The following is a 17,935-nucleotide window of genomic DNA, read 5'->3' as shown; positions in this document are numbered from 1 at the left end:
CTGCCGTCGGCTGGCCCGATGCACTGTCTTGCGAACACCTGGCGTGGCCTGCGTGCCGCCATCGCTCTTGTGGTGACGGCGGCTGCCGCGTGCGTCGGCGGCGGCTGGTCGGTCGCCGCCGCGAGCCGTCCGGCGGACACCACGCCGGCCGACGCGGCGATCCGCCAGTGGGTGCGTTATCCATCGATACCCGACCACCTCAGTGCGCAGGCCGAGCTGGGCAAAAGGCTCTTCTTCGATACCACCCTGTCGGCCTCGAAGCGGATGTCCTGCGCCAGCTGCCACAGCCCGGCGCATGCCTACGGGCCACCGAACGGACGCGCCGTGCAGCTGGGTGGACCGCACCTCGATCGCGCCGGCACCCGCACCGTGCCCTCGCTGCGCTACCTCGATCACACGCCGCTGTTCAGCCTCGACGCCTTCACGCCGGGCTCGGAGGACGCCGAGTACGAAGGCCCGCGCGGCGGCTTCACCCGCGATGGCCGCGCTGCTTCGCGCCAGCAGCAGGCGGCGATCCCGCTGCTGGACCGCAACGAGATGGCCAATGCCGGTCCGCAGGCCGTCGTCGCGGCGGTCCGCGACGGTCCGCATGCCGCGGCGTTCCGGCGGGTATTCGGTGCCGACGTGTTCGCGCATCCGGCACAGGCGTTCACCGATGTCGGCGCGGCATTGGCGGCGTTCCAGCGCGAGGACCCGAGCTTCCATCCCTACACCAGCAAGTTCGACGCGGTGATGTCCGGCCACGCCCGCTTCACCGCGCAGGAGCTGCGCGGCTACGCGCTGTTCAACAATCCGCGCAAGGGCAACTGTGCGTCCTGCCATATCGACGTGCCGGGGCCGGGGGGCCGTCCCGCGCCCTTCACCGACTTCGCCTACGCCGCGCTGGGTGTGCCGCGCAATCCGGCGATCCCTGCCAACCGCGATCCCAGGCATGTCGACCTGGGCCTGTGCGGCCCCTACCGCCGCGACCTGCACGGGCAGGCGCGGTACTGCGGCATGTTCAAGACGCCGACGCTGCGCAACGTGGCCACGCGGCCGGTGTTCTTCCACAACGGCGTCTTCCACTCGCTCCGCGACGTGGTGGCGTTCTACGTGCAGCGCGATACCGATCCGGGCAAGTGGTATCCGGTGATACGCGGCAAGGTTGCCGTCTACGACGACCTGCCACTGCGCTACCGCGGCAACGTCGACCGAACCGATGCGCCGATGGATCGCGGCAAGGGCGCGAAGCCGGCGCTGGACGCGCGCGAGATCAGCGATGTGGTGGCTTTCCTGCGCACGCTGGACGACGGGTATTCCGCGACGGCGGGCGGGCCGGCTACGCATCCCGACACGGATGCTGTGCGCGGCGCCACGACCGCGCCCTAGTGGCGCGTCCGGGCGGGCGACCTGGTATCGCGTGGGAGCAGGGCCGCACATCGCAGCAGGTCCATGAGGCCGGCGATCGGTCGCCGAACTTCCCGAAGCCAGCGCCCCGCTATGATCGGTGGCTGTTGCCACCAAGGATGCCCGGCATGCTCGCAGGCCGCTCTGACACCGATTCGCCAGGGGTTCGTGTCGGCCTCGTCGCGGTGATCGCTTTCGCGGCGGGGGGTGCCATCCTCGGTGCCCTGCTGGCCACACCGGATACCGCGGACGGCTGGCGCTGGCTGCACTGGATCTGCAAGCCGCTGGCGACGGTGCTGGTGCTGGCGATGGCCTGGCGCGCGAGGCCGCCGCTGTCGCTGCGCTATCGCCGCCGTGTGCTGATCGGCCTGGGCCTCGCCCTGCTCGGCGATGTGCTGCTGATGCTGCCCGGCGACTTCTTCGTGCCGGGGCTGGCCGCGTTCCTGCTCGGGCATATCGCTTTCATCGCGGCCTGGCTGGACGACAGCCGTCTCGCCGTACGTCCGCTCGGCCTGCTGGCCTGCCTGCTCGCCGCGTTCGGCCTGTTGTGGCTGCTGTGGCTGCACGTGGCCGCACCGCTGCGCGCGCCGGTGACGGTCTACGCCCTGGTACTGGCGATCATGGCGGGGCAGGCGGTGGGGCGCGCGTGGCAACACGCGTCCAACGGCGATGCGCTGGCAATGCCGTCGCGCATCGCCGCACACGGTGCCGTGCTGTTCATGGCCAGCGACAGCCTGATCGCCTGGGACCGCTTCCGCCACGCCCTGCCGCTGGCCGCGCTGTGGATACTCGGCAGCTACTACCCGGCGATCGGGTTGATCGCGTGGTCGGTGCGGCGCGGATCCGGCCGCGCCCGCTGATCGCCGATGACTGCGCGTTCGCAGCGCGGCGTTCCATCGGTCGAGGGGTCGATCAAGGTGCGTCCCGCACCGTCCGTAGATGACGTTGGTTCCACCGTCGTCGGATTGCCGGGGTAACGGTGCCCATCGAAATCCAGCACCGCGTCTTGCGCGGGGCTTCCTCCGCCACCCACGCGGACCTGCAGCGAGCGCCAGGCATGACGCCGCCGCTCCAGCAGGCGGACCGGGAGGCGGGTGACCGGTATCTGCGAGATCCGATCCCATCCACCCTGGTGCTCCTGAAGCACCAGCAGGGTACAGCCGCCGCTCCCGCACCAGTCGCGGCCGTGCAGGTAGACGAGTGCTTCCTCCCGCCCGTCACCGTCGAGATCGGCCAGCGCGACCCATCGATCGGAGAGATCGATGCCCTGCGCATCGAGGAACTGCTCGAGGCGGGGAGGCATTCCGTCCCGTGCGTCGCAGGGGTGCAGCGACTCCCGGGCGGAGGCCGTACCGATGGTGCAGAGTGCGGCCAGGCAGGCCACGCCGAGCAGGCGGGGGTTGTCGACGGTGCTCATCAACGCTTCGCCTCGAGCGGCTCTTCGTGACTCAGGCCGTCCAGCCCCGCGCGCTGGCAATGCCCGCCAGCGGCACCAGGCCGATGGCGATCAGCAATACCGCACCCTGCAGCAACTGAGCCAGGCCGCCGGTGGCCTTCAGGCCGTCCAGCATGACGAACAGGCCGACATCCTGCGCCAGCACGCCGAGCAGGGAGGCGATCAGCAGACCGGTCGCCCAGCGCTTGCGCAGCAACAGACAGAGGCAGCCCAGTGCGCCGCCGATGACCGCGACTCCGGTCGCGACCAGGGCCCATACGGGGCGGGCGCGGTAAAGCGCCTGCTGCGCCTCGGGCAGCTTCACGATGTCATCCGGACCCAACTGGAGATCGGCCACGAAAGCCACGCAGCCGGCCAGGTTCCACAACAGGGCGGCGGTGGCGACGACGTAGAACCACACCGGGGGCTTGTTCACGGGACATCCTCCAGGAGCACGAGTGGACGATCGAGGCGGATTAAAGCGCCCGGTGATGGCCCCGGGTCAAGAGGCATCGCATGAGGGGGCCGGCCGCTAGCGGCTGAACTCGGTCGGCTGCTCCAATTGCAGGATCGCGTCCTGCAGATCGTCCATCTTCCTGCCGAGGATGGCCTGCGCGTCGTAGAGGCCGCGGTTGTAGAAGTACGCGCCGATCTCCCGGCCGACGAAGTCGAGCAGGAACTCCGCGTCGAACTGGCCGATGCGCTGTTTCAGTTCCTCGCTGAAGTAACCCTGGATCCTGCGAACGAGGATGGCGCGCTCGTCGGCGGTAAAGGTGATGTCGGTCATGGGGAAGGTAGCCTCGCCCAGCGCCTGGGGCGCGCAGGCGGTTCGGGAAAAGGATGGGCGGTGCATCTGTCCGCACTGACCCGGTCATCGCGGCGGTGCCTCCCGCCCCGGCAGCGGGAGGGAAGGGCGTCAGGCGGTTGCCCCCTTGTGCCGGTCCGGCAGGAAGAACAGCACCAGCAGACCGATCAGGCTGAGTATCCCGAGGGCGCCCCATAGTGGCGAGTGACCCTTTGCCTTCGCGTACTGGCTGCATCCCCAGATGAACACGCCGAGCCCCACCAGCGCGATCAGGACACCGAGACCTTCGCTACCCGACTCCATAAGCACGCGGCCGATGATCGAGCCGATGAGGCCCAGGCCGACGCCGATGTTGGTGGTGCGCTTGTACTCTGCGAGCATGTCTTTCCCCTTGGTGACACGTTCCTGAGCACCCCTTGTGCGGGACGTGTTCCCGGATGGTCGGTGGAGCGGGCCGGCCGGTCAATCGATGTCCGCTCGCGCGCGCCCGATAAAGCAAAAGGCGCGGTTGCCCGCGCCTTTTGCCTTCCCGACGGCGATGTCGCCGGATGACTCAGGCCTCCAGCAGCGGCGGCTCTTCTTCCTTCGCCTGGTCCGCGTGGTGGTCGGTGGACAGCAGCATGTAGAACGCCGGCACCACGAACAGGGTGAACAGCGTGCCGATCGCCAGACCGGTGGAGATCACCAGGCCCATGTTGAAGCGACCCGCGGCACCGGCGCCGGAGGCGATCACCAGCGGCACCACGCCCAGCACCATCGCCGCGGTGGTCATCAGGATCGGACGCAGGCGCACCGCGGCGGCGTGTTCGATCGCCTCGCGCTTGCTCATGCCGGCCAGCTGCGAGTGGTTGGCGAACTCCACCATCAGGATGCCGTGCTTGGAGATCAGGCCCATCAGAGTCACCAGGCCCACCTCGGTGTAGATGTTGAGGCTGGTGAACAGGTTGACGAAGATCAGCGCGCCGAACAGCGCCAGCGGCACCGACACCAGGATCACGATCGGATCGCGCAGGCTGTTGAACTGCGCAGCCAGCGCCAGGAACACGATGATCACCGCGAACAGCAAGGTGCCGCCGAAGCCGCCGGATTCCTTCTCGAACTGCCGCGACTGGCCGGCGTAGTCCACCGTGTACCCGGTCGGCGCCACTTCCTTCACCAGTCCCGCGAGGTACTGCAGGGCCTCACCCTGCGACATGCCGGACACGCCGGAGATGGTCGCGGAATTGAGCTGCTGGAAGTGGTTGAGCGAGCGCGGCACCACCGAGTGCTTGATGCTCGCCACCGTCGAGGCCTGGATCACCTGGCCATCCGGCGTGTTGAGGTAGTAGTCCAGCACCTGGTGGGGATTGAGCCGGTCGACCTGCAACACCTGCGGGATCACCCGGTACGAGCGGCCGGAGATCGAGAAGTAGTTGACGTAGCCGCCGCCCAGCGCCGCGCCCAGCGAGGCACCGACATCCTTCTGGGTCAGGCCCAGCGAGGTGATCATGTCGCGGTCGAACGCCACCGTGGCCTGCGGCTTGTCCACCTTCAGGTCCGAATCGATGAAGTAGAACTTGCCACTGGCCTGCGCCTTGGCCAGCACCTCGCTGGCGACCTCGTTGAGGTTCTGGAACGGCTCGGTGGTGGTGATCACCATCTGGATCGGCAGGCCCGAGGCGCCCGGCAGCGGCGGGAACTGGAACGCCGCCACCTTGGCGCCGGCGATCCCGTTCCAGGCAGCCTGCAGCTCCTGCTGCAGTTCGTGCGCGCTGCGGCTGCGCTGGTCCCACGGCTTGAACAGCACGCCGCCGATGCCCTGGTTGGTGGTCGGCACGCCGGTGAGCTGGAACATCTGCTCGTACTCCGGCAGCTTCTTCGCCGCCGCGTACATCTGCTCGGCGTAGACGTTCATCTGCTGCGCGGTGGCGTTCGGCGCGCCGACGATCTGGCCGGCGACGATGCCCTGGTCCTCCTCCGGCGCCAGCTGCGACTGCGCGGTCATGCCCAGCGCGATGGTCGCCAGCAGCAGCAGGGCGGACATCACGATCACCACCGACCAGGTCGACAGCGTGCCGTGCAGCATGCGCTTGTAGCCGCGCTGCACGCGCTCGAACTGGTGGTCGATGAACTTCACGAAGCGACCTTCGTCCTGGTCGCCGCGGAAGAACGTCGCGCACATCATCGGCGACAGCGTCAGTGCGACCACCGCCGACACCGTGACCGCGCCGGCCAGGGTGAACGCGAACTCGGTGAACAGCGCGCCGGTGAGACCTTTCTGGAAGCCGATCGGCACGTACACCGCGATCAGCACCACGGTCATCGCCAGGATCGGTCCGCCCAGCTCGCGCGCGGCCAGCAAAGCCGACTGCAGCGGGGTCTTGTGCTCCTCCTTCATGTGGCGGTCGACGTTCTCCACCACGATGATCGCGTCGTCCACCACCAGGCCGATCGCCAGCACCAGCGCCAGCAGGGTCAGCAGGTTGATCGAGTAGCCCAGCGCCAGCATCACGAAGAAGGTGCCGACCAGCGACAGCGGCATCGCGATCACCGGGATGATCACCGCGCGCAGGCTGCCGAGGAACAGGAAGATCACCAGCGTGACGATCACCAGCGCCTCGACCAGGGTCTTGATCACCTCGTCGATCGAGCTGTTCACGAACTCGGTGCCGTCGTAGACGATCTCGCCGGTCAGGCCACTGGGCAGCTGGTGCTGGATCTCCGGGAACGACTCGCGCACCTGCTTGGCCACGTCGAGCACGTTGGCGTCCGGCGCCACCTTGATGCCGATGAACACCGAGCGCTTGCCGCTGAAGGCCACGTTGAAGTCGTAGCTGTCCGAGCCCAGCGTCACCTTGGCCACGTCCTCCAGCCGCACGATGGCGCCATGGACCTGCTTGACCGCCAGCTGCTTGAACTGCTCGACCGTGTGCAGGTCGCTGTCGGTGGTGAGGTCGACGGTGACCGCCTGGCCCTTCGACGAGCCGACCGCGGCCAGGTAGTTGTTGGCCGCCAGTGCGTTGTTGACGTCCGCGGCAGTGACGCCGTGGGCCGCCATCCTGGCCGGGTCGAGCCAGGCGCGCAGGGCGAAGTTGCGCGCGCCGAGCAGCTCGGCGGTCTGCACGCCGGGGATCGAGTCCAGCTTCGGCTTGACCACGCGCGAAAGGTAGTCGGTGATGTTGTTGGTGGGCAGCACGTCGCTGTAGAAGCCCATGTACATCGCGTCGACGGTCTCGCCGGTCTGCACCGTGAGCACCGGCTGCTGGGCCTGCGGCGGCAGCTGGTTCTTCACCGAGTTCACCTGGGTGGTGATCTCGGTGAGCGCGCGGTTGGCGTCGTAGTTCAGGCGCAGCGTGGCGGTGATGGTCGACACGCCCTGCACGCTGGTGGAGGACAGGTAGTCGATGCCCTGCGCCTGCGAGATCGCCTGCTCCAGCGGCTGGGTGATGAAGCCCGCCATGGTCTGCGCGTCGGCGCCGTAGTAGGCGGTGGTGACGGTGACGGTGGCGTTCTCGGTTTCCGGGTACTGGCGCACCGTGAGGCTGGTGACGGCCTTCAGGCCGAGCACCAGGATCAGCAGGCTGACGACGATCGCCAGGACCGGCTTGTTGATGAACAGGTCGGTGAATTTCATGGGGCGTAGGGTCCGCTCGCAGTCATCCGGGTGAATCGCGTTGTCTTCGCAGCGTCTGTCAGACAAGGCGCGCGCCGCAGCGCCATAGCATCGCTATGGCCAAGGTGCGCACCGCCGGCTGGCGGGCGCTGCGGAGCAACCCTCGGGGCCGGGGGCTTTTGCCCCCGGGGATGCGTGGATGGTTGATTCGGTAAAGGCATACATCGTCCTCGCGATGCCCGCGATGGCGGGCAAAGGGCCGCGGCGCGACCAGCTGGGTGGCGGCGGGCGGACCCTATTGCTCCTGCGGCGTGGGCTGCGCGGAGTCGGCCGGCTGCACGCTGTTGTCGACGGTGATGGTGGCGTCGTTCTTGAGCTTCATCTGGCCGCTGGTCACCACCTCGGTGCCGGCACTGATGCCCTTGAGGATCGCCACCTGGTCGCCGCGGGTGTCGCCGGTGGTGACGAAGGCCTGCTTGACCGTCGGCGCGTTCGGCTTGCCCTGTTCGTCCTTGCCCTTGGCCGGCTGCACCACGTACACGGTGTCGCCGTACGGGTTGTAGACGATCGCCGCCTGCGGCAGCGTGAGCTGACGGCGCTGCTGGCCGACATCCACGGTGAGCTTGGCGAACATGCCCGGGGTCAGCGTCTTGTCGTGGTTGGGCACGGTGGCCTCCACCTGCACGTTGCGGGTGCTGGTATCCACCTTGGGGTTGATCGCGCTGAGCCGGCCCGAGAAGGTGCGGCCCGGCCAGGCATCCAGGTGCAGGCGTACCGCCTGGCCCACCTTCAGTCGCGACAGTTCGCCCTGCGGCACGTTGAAGTCCACGAACAGCGGGTCGAGCTGCTGCACCGTCACCACCTGGGTGCCGGCGGCGAGGTAGTCGCCCGGGCTGATCGTGATGATGCCGGCGCGGCCGTCGAACGGCGCGTGCAGCTGCTTCTTGGCGATCACCACCTGCTGCTGCGCCACCGCGGCCAGGCGGGCCTTGTAGTCGGCCTGCGCGGTGTCGAAGTCGGCCTGGCTGATAGCCTGTGCTGCCAACTGCTTGCGGGCGCGCTCGAGGGTGAGCTTCGCCAGCTGGGCGTTGGCCTGCAGCTGCTGCAGCTGGGCAACTTCGTCGCCGTCGCGCAGCTGCACCAGCAGCTGGCCCTTCTTCACGTCCTGGCCGGACTTGAGATGGACGTCGGTGACCAGCCCGGCGACCTCGGTGGCGAGGTCGGCGCCGTTGGCGGCGCGCAGGCTGCCGACGGCGTCGAGCGAAGGCTGCCAGTCCTGCTCGCTGGCCTTCACCGTGCTCACCGTGACCGGCCCCGGCTTGGGCATGGAGTGGATCATCCTGACCACCAGCAGCACCTTGGCGCCGACGATCACGGCGATCAGGGCGAGCGTGCCCAGGATCACCCAGATCATCCGCTTGGCCGTGCTGGGCTTCTTGTCTGCGCGCGAGGTCATGCGCGAACTCCTTATCGGGAAACGTTGGAAGGGGAAGCGGTGGCCGCCATCGGCGCGGCGGCGTCTCGGCGCCAGCCGCCGCCGAGCGCGGTGTACAGCGCGGCGGTGTCGGACAGGCGCGCGGCACGCGCCTGGATCAGGGTGATATGCGCCTGCTGGTAGCTGCGTTCGGCGTCGAGCAGGTTCAGGTAGTTGGTCGCGCCGATGCGGTACTGCTCGCGGGTGAGCTCCAGCCGCTTCGATGCCGCCTGCTCGGCGGTGGCCTGCGCGGCCAGGGTCTACGCGTCGAACTCGAGTGCCTGCAGCGCGTCGGCGACGTTCTGGAACGCGGTCAGCACGGTCTGCTGCCAGTCGGCATCGGCCTTGTCCAGGCCGGCCTGCGCGGCGCGCTTGCGATGCAGCAGCTCACCGCCGTGGAACAGCGGCTGGGTCAGCCCCAGGCCCAGCGACCAGGCACCACGGGTGCCGGCGGAGAACAGGTCGCCGCCGCTGAGTGCCTGCGAGCCGACGCTGCCGGACAGGGTGACCTGCGGCAGCATGTTCGCGGTGGCCACGCCGACCTGGGCCGAGGCGGCATGCAGCAGCGCCGAGGCGGCGCGGATGTCCGGGCGCTGGTCGACCAGCTGCGAGGGCAGGCTGACCGGGATGTCCTGCGGCAGGCGCACGTCGTCCAGCGCCAGCGGCGCGGCATCGAACTGCGCCGGCGTGCTGCCGAGGTAGGTGGCCAGGCGGTTGCGCACGGCGGCGAGCTGGGCGCGCAGCGGCGGCAGCGTGGCCTCGGTCGCGGCCAGCTGTGCACGCACGGCCAGCGTGTCGGACAGCGAGCGGGCGCCGATCTTCTGCTGTTGCTCGGCGATGTCCAGCGTCTTGCGCTGCCAGTCGACGATCTGCGCGGTGGCGCGCACCTGCTCGCGCAGCGAGGCCTCCTGCAGCGAGGCGGTGACCACGTTGCCGGCCAGGGTGAGATAGGTGGAATCCCGCTGCGCCTGCTGGTAATCCGCCTGTGCCTGCTGGGCCTCGATGCCGCGGCGCACGCCGCCGAACAGGTCCAGCGTGTAGCCGACGTTGACCGAGGCGTTGTACAGGGTGAACGGGCCGGCCCCGCCCGGCACGCCCGAGGCGGCGGCCGACTGCTTCTCGCGGGTGGCGCCGGCGGAGGCGTCGACCGACGGGAACAACGCACCGCCGGCGGCGCGGGCGTTCTCCTGCGCCTGGCGCAGGGCGGCCTGGGCCGAGGCGATCGTCGGACTGTGCGCGAGCGCCTGCTGCACGCGGCGGTCCAGTTCGGCATTGCCGAAGGTGGCCCACCAGCGTTCCGGCACGTCGCGCCCGGCGAGGAAGCGCTGCGCATCGCCATCGGCCGTGTCGGCCATCGCGGTGGCTGCGGGCAGGGCATCGTGGGTGAAACGCTCGACCGCCGGTGCATCGGGACGCCGGTAGTCCGGTCCGACGGCGCAGCCGGCGAGCCAGAGGGGGAGGGCCGTCAGCGCAAGAAATTGCAGGCTGCGGGCGAGCGGGCGGAGCGCTGGCAGAGCGGGTTGGCGGAGCAAGGCGGCTACCTGGAATAGGGGCGGGAAGCGGGGCGGGACAATACCACACCAATCAGTTTACATATGCATGTCGTCAGTCATGGAGCGAAAAATCTTGATTTCGTAGCCGAGCGCGCCCGGCCGCTTTACGCCTGCACGGTGGTCTCAGGTAACAAGGCGACGAATCGTTGGTGCCGATTTCGACACCCGGGGCTGTCCTGCACCTGCTTGGCTATGATCGCGGTCAGACCATGACGGAAGCCCCCATGCGCCGATCGCCTATCGACCGTGTCCCGGACGACCGCCATCCCCCCGAGGAAACGACGCGATGATTTCCGCCGAGACCGTCATCACCTTCGCCACGCCGGTGTTCTTCGCGCTGATCGGCGTCGAGCTGCTGGTGGCTAAGCTGCGGGGGCGTAGCGCCTATCGTGGCAACGACGCGGTCACCAGCATCGGGCTGGGCGTGATCTCGCAACTGGCCGGGGTGTTCCTCAAGGTGCTGACCGTGGGCGTGTACGCCTGGTGCGTGGAGCACGTGGCGCTGTTCGTGCTTCCCGCGGACGCCTGGTGGGTGTGGGTCAGCGGCCTGCTGCTGTACGACTTCCTCTATTACTGGCTGCACCGCATGGGCCACGAGGTGAACATCCTCTGGGCCGCCCACGTGGTGCACCACCAGAGCGAGGACTACAACCTCTCCACCGCGCTGCGCCAGACCGCCACCGGCGGTCTGCTGGGCTGGCTGTTCTACCTGCCGATGGCGCTGATCGGCTACCCGGTGAGCGTGTTCGTGGCCGTCGCGCTGATCGACCTGCTCTACCAGTTCTGGGTGCACACCGAGCAGGTCGGCAAGCTGGGCTGGTTCGACCGGGTGTTCTGCTCGCCGTCCAACCACCGTGCCCATCACGCGGTGAACGACCGCTACCTGGACCACAACTACGGCGGCATCCTGATCCTGTGGGACCGCCTGTTCGGCACCTTCGTCGAGGAAGACGACGTGGATCGGCCGGTGTACGGCACGCGGGCGCCGCTGCGCAGCTTCAATCCGCTGTGGGCCAATCTCGAGGTGTACTGGGCGACCTGGCAGGACGCGCGCCGCGCGAGCCGCTGGCGCGACCGGCTGCAGATCTGGTTCCGGCCGCCGGGCTGGCGGCCGGCCGACGTCGCCGCGCGCTATCCGAAGCCGGCGTTCGATATCGGCCGCGAGCGCTTCGACCCGCCGCTGTCGCGTGCGCGCACCGCCTACGGCCTGGTGCAGTTCGCGCTGCTGCTGGGCATGACCACCCACTTCCTCGGCCTGGCCGCGCGAGCCGGCCTGGGCATCCTGCTCGGCTACGCGCTGGTGATCGCGCTCAGCCTCACCGTGCTCGGTGCGTGGTGGGAAGGGCGACCGGCGGCCGCGTGGCTGGAGGGGCTGCGCGTGTCCGCGCTGGCGCTCGCGCCGCTGCTGGTCGGCGGCTGGTTCGCGCTGCCTGGCGCGCCGGTAGTGGCGGCGTTCGCGACGGTGTTCGGGCTCAGCGCACTGGCGCTGGCCTGGGTCTCGCGCGCGGGTGGTGGTGCGTCCAGCGGGTCCGTCGCCGGGCACGCCTGAATTTCGGCTGTTTGGCCGTATAGCCGTCTAAATGTCTGATTTCGTTAGTCTTCCGTGAAGAAATTCGCGGAATGGGTTGCTATAGTCACCGGCTGTTATGCGTCGGTATCAAGGGGATACATGATGGGTTTTCTTGCCAAGCTGGTGCGTCACAAGTCGATCGAGCAGCTGCAATCGGAGGCGGGCTCGCGCGGTGATTTCCGCCGCGTGCTGGGCCTGTGGCAGCTCACCGCGATCGGCGTGGGCGCGATCATCGGCGTGGGCGTGTTCGTGCTCGCCGGCCAACAGGCCGCGGCCAACGCCGGTCCTGCCGTGGTGCTCAGCTTCATCATCGCCGGCCTGGGCAGTGCCTGCGCCGCGCTGGCCTACGCCGAATTCGCCGGGATGATCCCGGTCACCGGCAGCGCCTACACCTACGGCTACGCCGTGCTCGGCGAACTGTTCGCCTGGATCATCGGCTGGGACCTGCTGGTCGAGTACGCGCTGATCGTCGGCGTGGTGGCGATCGGCTGGTCGGGTTACGTGCAGGCGCTGATCGAGCAGATCTTCGGCGTCACCCTGCCGTTGTGGGCGCAGGGCGCCTATGACCCGCATCATCCGGACAACGGCCACGTGTTCAACGTGATCGCCGCGGCGATCACCCTGCTGATCGCGTGGATGCTCACGGTGAAGACCGAGTGGGGCGCGCGCGCCAACACCGCCATCGTCACCATCAAGGTGATCGGCGTGGCGCTGGTGATCGGCGTGGGTGCGTTCTACGTCAACACCGCCAACTGGCATCCGTTCATTCCGCCGGCGGTGATCAAGGACGGGGTCAGCACGTTCGGCTGGGGTGGCGTGCTGGCCGCGTCCAGCGTGGTGTTCTTCGCGGTATTCGGCTATGACACGCTGACCACCGCCGCCGAGGAGTCGAAGGATCCGCAGCGCGACCTGCCGCGTGCGGTGCTGTTGTCGCTGGCGGTGTCGATGGCGCTGTACCTGGCGGTGTCGCTGGTACTCACCGGCATGGTGCCGTACACCGAGCTGGCCGGCGCCGCGCCGGTGGATGCCGCGTTCAAGGCGCTGGGCCTGCACTGGGTGCGCGCGATCATCTCGATCGCCGCGATCGCCGGCATCACCAGCGTGATGTTCGCCTTCATGCTCGGCGCGGCACGCATCTGGTTCGCACTGTCGCGCGACGGCCTGCTGCCGAAGTGGTTCGCCCAGGTGCATCCGAAGTACGGCACGCCGGCGCGCCCGACGATGATCCTCGGCGTGTTCACCGCGCTGGTCGCCGGCTTCCTGCCGATCGGCGAGGTGGCCGAGCTGGTCAACATCGGCACGCTGGCCGCCTTCATCATCATCTGCGGCTCGGTGCTGATCCTGCGCGTACGCCAGCCCAACGTGGAGCGTCGCTTCCGCACGCCGATGCTGTGGCTGGTGGCCCCGGCCGGCATGCTGTTCTCGCTGTTCCTGATCATCGGCTGGCCGTGGTTCGCCGACGGGAAGTTCCAGCTGCTCGGCGGTCTGCCGATGATCACCATCTGGCGCTTCATCGCCTGGATGGTGCTGGGCCTGGTCATCTATCTCGGCTACGGCATCCGCCACAGCGAGCTGGCGAAGTCGTAAGTCACGGGCCGCCTGGTGCGCCCATCCGCGCCCGCCACGCCGCAAGGCTGGCGGGCGCTTCGCTTTGCAGCGGTCATTCGCAGCATCCTGCGCCGGACTGCCCTCCTCACGCACAGGATTCCGGTGTGACCAATGGCAGGGGGAGGGGCCATGACCTTCGGCCTACCATCGACCGCTCGATCCACACCGACCCCGCGCCACAGGACGTGACGGGTTGCCGGCGTGGCTGTCGCCGGGGGAGCGGCCATCGCGGTCCCGGCATCTGTCCGGAGTGAATCCTGTGCGCCGTTCTCCTCGCTTTTCCCTGCTGTCCGCTGCGTTGCTGCTTGCTGTTGCCGCGCCGGTGATCCATGCCGCCGAGCTGCCGGCACCGGTGGACCAGCCGTATCCGGGCACGCTCACCCTCGCGGTGGACCTTTCCGGTGCACCGAAGAAGATCTTCCGCATCGCCGAGACCATCCCGGTCACGCCCGGCCCGCTGACGCTGTACTACCCGAAGTGGATCCCCGGCGAGCACGCGCCGTCCGGCCCGATCCAGAACGTCACCGGCCTGGTGATCAAGGCCAATGGCAAGCAGCTGGCGTGGCGCCGCGACCTGCGCGAGATGTACGCGCTGCACCTGGACGTGCCTGCGGGCGTGAGCCAGCTCGACCTCTCGTTCCAGTTCCTCTCGCCCGGTGACGGCGGCGAGTTCGGCGCCAGCGCCTCGTCCACGCCGAACCTGGTGGACGTCGAGTTCAACCAGACCGCGTTCTACCCGGCCGGCCACTACACCCGCCAGATCACCATCGCGCCCAGCGTCACGCTGCCGGCCGGCTGGAAGTTCGGCACCGCGCTGGAGATCGCCAGCCAGTCCGGCGACACCACCACCTTCAAGCCGGTCACCTTCAACAACCTGGTCGACTCGCCACTGATCGCCGGCAAGCACTTCAACCGGGTGGACCTGGATCCGGGCGCCAAGGTGCCGGTGCACCTCAACGTGGTCGGCGACGGTGCCGACGACGTCAAGCTCACCGACAAGCAGCTGGCCGGCCAGCGCGCGGTGGTGCAGCAGACGCTGAAGCTGTTCGGCGCGCACCACTACGGCCACTACGACTTCCTGCTCACCCTGTCCGACCACACCGGCCACTTCGGCCTGGAGCACCACCAGTCCAGCGACGATCGTCTGCCGGCCAACTTCTTCACCGACGACACCATGCACAAGCTCGCGGCCAGCCTGATGCCGCACGAGTTCGTGCATTCGTGGAACGGCAAATTCCGCCGCCCGGCCGACCTGTGGACGCCGACCTTCATGGAGCCGATGCAGGACGACCTGCTGTGGGTCTACGAGGGCCTCACCGACTACTGGTGCGGCGTGCTGACCGCCCGCGCCGGGTTGTGGTCGCCGGCCGAGTACCGCGACTCGATCGCCTCGATCGCCGCGGCGATGTCGCACCGCACCGGGCGCAGCTGGCGTTCGCTGCAGGACACCGCCGACGCCGCACCGCTGACCTACTTCGGCGGCGGCGGCTGGATCAACTGGCGTCGCGGGACCGACTTCTATCCGGAAGGCCAGCTGCTGTGGCTGGACGTGGACACCAAGATCCGCGAGCTCTCGCACGGCAAGCATTCGCTGGATGATTTCGCCAAGGCCTTCTACGGCATGGACAACGGCAGCTACGTCACCCGGACCTACACCTTCGACGACGTGGTGAACACGCTCAACCAGGTGCAGCCGTTCGACTGGGCCAGCTTCCTGCGCCAGCGGCTGGACTACGTCGGCACCGAGCTGCCCGAGCACGGCATCGAGCGCAGCGGCTGGAAGCTGGTCTACACCGACCAGCCGAACGCGATGGACAAGGCGATGGAGAAGGTGCGCCACGGCGTCAACCTGGCCTACTCCATGGGTCTGTCGGTCGGCAGCAGCGGTCGCATCTTCGACGTGCAGTGGGACGGCCCGGCGTTCAAGGCCGGCCTGGTCCCGGGGCTGACCGTGGTGGCGGTGAACGGCAAGGAATTCTCGGCCGACGCGCTGAAGGACGCGGTCACCGCGGCCAAGGGCGGCACCGCGCCGATCGAGCTGCTGGTGAAGAACGAGGACGCCTACAGCACCTACCGCGTGGACTACCACGGCGGCCTGAAGTACCCGCATCTGGTCCGCAGCACCGGCAAGGACCTGTTCGACGCCATCGCCGCACCCCGCAAGTAATCGCCTGGCCGCCGGTGCGGCAACGCGCCGGCGGCCGCTTCCTTCCCCGCATCGAGGAGATGCCCGCTTGAAGACCTCCGCTCTCGCCTCCGCCCTGCTGCTCGCCGGACTCGGCTTCGTCGCCGCTCCGGCCCACGCCGACAACGTGCCGCCGGTGCAGGACACGCCCTACGCCCCCGGCACGCTGAGCATCCACGTCGATGCCACCGATGTCGCCCAGCGCATTTTCCGCGTGCAGGAAACCATCCCCGCCGCGGCGGGCCCGCTGACCCTGCTGTATCCGCAGTGGATCCCGGGCAACCACTCGCCGACCGGCCCGATCGACAAGTTCGCCGGTCTCACGGTGAAGGCGAACGGCAAGGTGATCGAGTGGACGCGCGACCCGCTCAATGTCTACGCCTTCCACATCAACGTGCCGGAAGGCGCCAGTGCGGTCGATGTCGAATTCCAGTTCCTGTCCTCGCAGGGCGGCCGCCAGGGCCGGGTGATGATGACCCCGGAGATGCTCAGCCTGCAGTGGGACAAGGTCTCGGTGTACCCGGCCGGCCACAACATCCGCCAGATCACCGCCAAGGCCAGCGTCACCCTGCCGGCCGGCTGGCAGGCCGCCACCGCGCTGCACGTGGCCTCGAAGAACGGCGACACCATCAGCTACGAGCCGATCACCTACAACGCGCTGGTCGACTCGCCGCTGCTCGCCGGCAAGTACTACAAGCAGTTCGAGCTCAATCCGGGCGCCAGCGTGCCGGTGCGCATGAACCTGTTCGCCGACGCGCCGAAGAACCTCGACTTCAAGCCCGAGCTGATCAAGCCGTACCGCGAGCTGGTGCAGCAGATGTACAAGCTGTACGGCGCGCACCACTACAACCATTACGACTTCCTGGTCTCGCTCAGCGACAAGCTCGGTGGCATCGGCCTGGAGCACCACCGCTCCAGCGAGGACGGCGTCAGTGCCGACTACTTCACCGACACCAAGAAGAACATCTTCGCCCGCGACCTGTTCTCGCACGAGTACAACCACTCCTGGGACGGCAAGTACCGCCGTGGCGCGGACCTCACCACGCCGAACTTCAACGTGCCGATGAGCGACACCCTGCTGTGGGTGTACGAGGGCCAGACCCAGTTCTGGGGCTACGTGATGGCCACGCGTGCCGGCCTGTGGACGCCGGAGCAGGCCCGCGACATCTGGGCCTACGCCGCCGCCACCTACGACAAGGGCCGCCCGGGCCTGGCCACCTGGCGCAACGTGCAGGACACCACCAACGACCCGACCATCGCCCAGCGCGCGCCGCTGCCGTACCGCAACTACCAGGCCAGCGAGGACTACTACGTCGCCGGCGCGATGATCTGGCTGGACGTGGACGCCAAGCTGCGTGAACTCAGTGGCGGCAAGGACAGCATCGACAACTTCGCCAAGGCCTTCTTCGGCATGAACAACGGCGACTGGAATGTGAACACCTACACCTTCGAGGACGTGGTCAAGACGCTCAACGGCATCAAGCCGTATGACTGGGCCAGCTTCCTGCGCAGCCGCCTGGATGGCCACGGTCCGCTGATCGGCGGCCTGGAGAAGCACGGCTGGAAGCTGGTCTACACCGACCAGCCGTCCGACGCCGCCAAGGCCATCGAGGCACGTCGCCACACCGTCGACCTGACCTACTCGCTGGGCCTGTCGGTCGGCAAGGACGGCTCGATCAACGACGTGCTGTGGGACGGCCCGGCGTTCAAGGCCGGCATCGGCCCGTCGATGAAGATCGTCGCGGTGGACGGCAACGAGTACTCGGCCGATGCCATGAAGGACGCGATCGGCGCCTCGGCCAAGGACAAGTCCAAGCCGGTCGAGCTGCTGATCAAGGAGTTCGACAGCTACCGTACCGTGCGCATCGACTACCACGGCGGCATGAAGTACCCGCACCTGGTGCGCGACACCAGCAAGCCGGACACGCTGAGCCAGCTGTTCAAGGCCCGCTGATCCGGTCAGCCCCTGCGGCTGGTGCACAGACGAAGCCGGCGCCCTCGGGCGCCGGCTTTCTTTCATGCGGATCGCGCCACGCCGCGCAACTTCGCTATACTGCGCGTCCGCCGCGGCCCAGCCCGCGGCGTGCATCCCAGAAGCGCCCGTAGCTCAGCCGGATAGAGTAGTGGCTTCCGAAGCCATTGGTCGGGGGTTCGAATCCCTCCGGGCGCGCCATTTGGCATAGGTCATCGTATCGCCGGTGGACAAATTCGAGATAACTGGCGCTGCCGGTGAGCATAATGTGTCGAGGGACCAGCTGCTTTGACACGAATTATGCGGTGCGGAGCCTCATAACGTGACGAACCATATCGGGTCATCACGCAAAGGC

12 protein-coding genes, 1 tRNA gene and 1 pseudogene are annotated in these 17,935 nt (G+C 68.2%); 7 read left to right on the top strand and 7 right to left on the bottom strand.

The window, feature by feature from the left end:
- Positions 1 to 18 precede the first annotated feature (18 nt).
- Together C693_RS0102355 and C693_RS0102350 are read left to right on the top strand one after the other, a co-directional pair.
- Positions 19 to 1,368: a cytochrome-c peroxidase gene (locus C693_RS0102355; RefSeq protein ID WP_017460644.1), complete on the top strand. Its 1,350-nt coding sequence runs from the start codon at positions 19 to 21 to the stop codon at positions 1,366 to 1,368.
- 146 nt (positions 1,369 to 1,514) lie between these two features.
- Positions 1,515 to 2,246 (top strand): lysoplasmalogenase, encoded by a 732-nt coding sequence (locus C693_RS0102350; RefSeq protein ID WP_017460643.1) that lies wholly within the window; start codon positions 1,515 to 1,517, stop codon positions 2,244 to 2,246.
- On the opposite strand, the gene C693_RS22480 is transcribed toward C693_RS0102350, so the two are convergent.
- The 7 genes and pseudogenes from C693_RS22480 to C693_RS0102315 all read right to left on the bottom strand — a co-directional run bounded on the left by C693_RS22480 (position 2,186) and on the right by C693_RS0102315 (position 10,224).
- Entirely contained in the window at positions 2,186 to 2,803 is a 618-nt protein-coding gene (locus tag C693_RS22480; protein ID WP_017460642.1) for a hypothetical protein, read from the bottom strand. The two genes, C693_RS0102350 and C693_RS22480, sit on opposite strands and share 61 nt — an antisense overlap.
- Positions 2,804 to 2,834: 31 nt before the next feature.
- Positions 2,835 to 3,257, bottom strand: a complete 423-nt coding sequence (locus tag C693_RS0102340; RefSeq protein WP_017460641.1) for a hypothetical protein — start codon at positions 3,255 to 3,257, stop codon at positions 2,835 to 2,837.
- A gap of 96 nt (positions 3,258 to 3,353) precedes the next feature.
- On the bottom strand, positions 3,354 to 3,608 hold the full coding sequence (locus C693_RS0102335) for a DUF2164 domain-containing protein (protein ID WP_017460640.1): 255 nt from the start codon (positions 3,606 to 3,608) through the stop codon (positions 3,354 to 3,356).
- Between the two features lie 129 nt (positions 3,609 to 3,737).
- On the bottom strand, positions 3,738 to 4,007 hold the full coding sequence (locus C693_RS0102330) for a hypothetical protein (protein ID WP_017460639.1): 270 nt from the start codon (positions 4,005 to 4,007) through the stop codon (positions 3,738 to 3,740).
- Between the two features lie 172 nt (positions 4,008 to 4,179).
- Entirely contained in the window at positions 4,180 to 7,239 is a 3,060-nt protein-coding gene (locus tag C693_RS0102325; RefSeq protein WP_017460638.1) for an efflux RND transporter permease subunit, read from the bottom strand.
- A gap of 274 nt (positions 7,240 to 7,513) precedes the next feature.
- Positions 7,514 to 8,674 (bottom strand): efflux RND transporter periplasmic adaptor subunit, encoded by a 1,161-nt coding sequence (locus C693_RS0102320; protein WP_017460637.1) that lies wholly within the window; start codon positions 8,672 to 8,674, stop codon positions 7,514 to 7,516.
- Between the two features lie 11 nt (positions 8,675 to 8,685).
- Positions 8,686 to 10,224: pseudogene (locus tag C693_RS0102315) on the bottom strand (efflux transporter outer membrane subunit).
- Between the two features lie 307 nt (positions 10,225 to 10,531).
- Here C693_RS0102315 and C693_RS0102310 point away from each other — a divergent pair.
- The 5 genes from C693_RS0102310 to C693_RS0102290 all read left to right on the top strand — a co-directional run bounded on the left by C693_RS0102310 (position 10,532) and on the right by C693_RS0102290 (position 17,781).
- Positions 10,532 to 11,794: a sterol desaturase family protein gene (locus C693_RS0102310; protein ID WP_017460635.1), complete on the top strand. Its 1,263-nt coding sequence runs from the start codon at positions 10,532 to 10,534 to the stop codon at positions 11,792 to 11,794.
- Positions 11,795 to 11,917: 123 nt separating this feature from the next.
- Positions 11,918 to 13,402: an amino acid permease gene (locus C693_RS0102305; protein WP_017460634.1), complete on the top strand. Its 1,485-nt coding sequence runs from the start codon at positions 11,918 to 11,920 to the stop codon at positions 13,400 to 13,402.
- Positions 13,403 to 13,682: 280 nt separating this feature from the next.
- Complete coding sequence (locus C693_RS0102300; RefSeq protein ID WP_017460633.1) at positions 13,683 to 15,590, top strand: M61 family metallopeptidase; 1,908 nt, start codon at positions 13,683 to 13,685, stop codon at positions 15,588 to 15,590.
- A gap of 67 nt (positions 15,591 to 15,657) precedes the next feature.
- Positions 15,658 to 17,562: a M61 family metallopeptidase gene (locus C693_RS0102295; protein ID WP_017460632.1), complete on the top strand. Its 1,905-nt coding sequence runs from the start codon at positions 15,658 to 15,660 to the stop codon at positions 17,560 to 17,562.
- 142 nt (positions 17,563 to 17,704) lie between these two features.
- Positions 17,705 to 17,781 (top strand) — tRNA-Arg (locus C693_RS0102290).
- Positions 17,782 to 17,935 lie beyond the last annotated feature (154 nt).

Source organism: Dyella ginsengisoli LA-4 (genome assembly GCF_000334915.1).
In the GTDB taxonomy this organism is placed as follows: domain Bacteria; phylum Pseudomonadota; class Gammaproteobacteria; order Xanthomonadales; family Rhodanobacteraceae; genus Dyella_A; species Dyella_A ginsengisoli_A.
This window is presented reverse-complemented; position numbering and strand designations above follow the sequence as displayed.

Coding starts and splice junctions, on each gene's coding strand:
- C693_RS0102335 (WP_017460640.1), bottom strand. CDS start 3,608: ATGACCGACATCACCTTTACCGCCGACGAGCGCGCCATCCTCGTTCGC.
- C693_RS0102350 (WP_017460643.1), top strand. CDS start 1,515: ATGCTCGCAGGCCGCTCTGACACCGATTCGCCAGGGGTTCGTGTCGGC.
- C693_RS0102330 (WP_017460639.1), bottom strand. CDS start 4,007: ATGCTCGCAGAGTACAAGCGCACCACCAACATCGGCGTCGGCCTGGGC.
- C693_RS22480 (WP_017460642.1), bottom strand. CDS start 2,803: ATGAGCACCGTCGACAACCCCCGCCTGCTCGGCGTGGCCTGCCTGGCC.
- C693_RS0102355 (WP_017460644.1), top strand. CDS start 19: ATGCACTGTCTTGCGAACACCTGGCGTGGCCTGCGTGCCGCCATCGCT.
- C693_RS0102325 (WP_017460638.1), bottom strand. CDS start 7,239: ATGAAATTCACCGACCTGTTCATCAACAAGCCGGTCCTGGCGATCGTC.
- C693_RS0102320 (WP_017460637.1), bottom strand. CDS start 8,674: ATGACCTCGCGCGCAGACAAGAAGCCCAGCACGGCCAAGCGGATGATC.
- C693_RS0102310 (WP_017460635.1), top strand. CDS start 10,532: ATGATTTCCGCCGAGACCGTCATCACCTTCGCCACGCCGGTGTTCTTC.
- C693_RS0102305 (WP_017460634.1), top strand. CDS start 11,918: ATGGGTTTTCTTGCCAAGCTGGTGCGTCACAAGTCGATCGAGCAGCTG.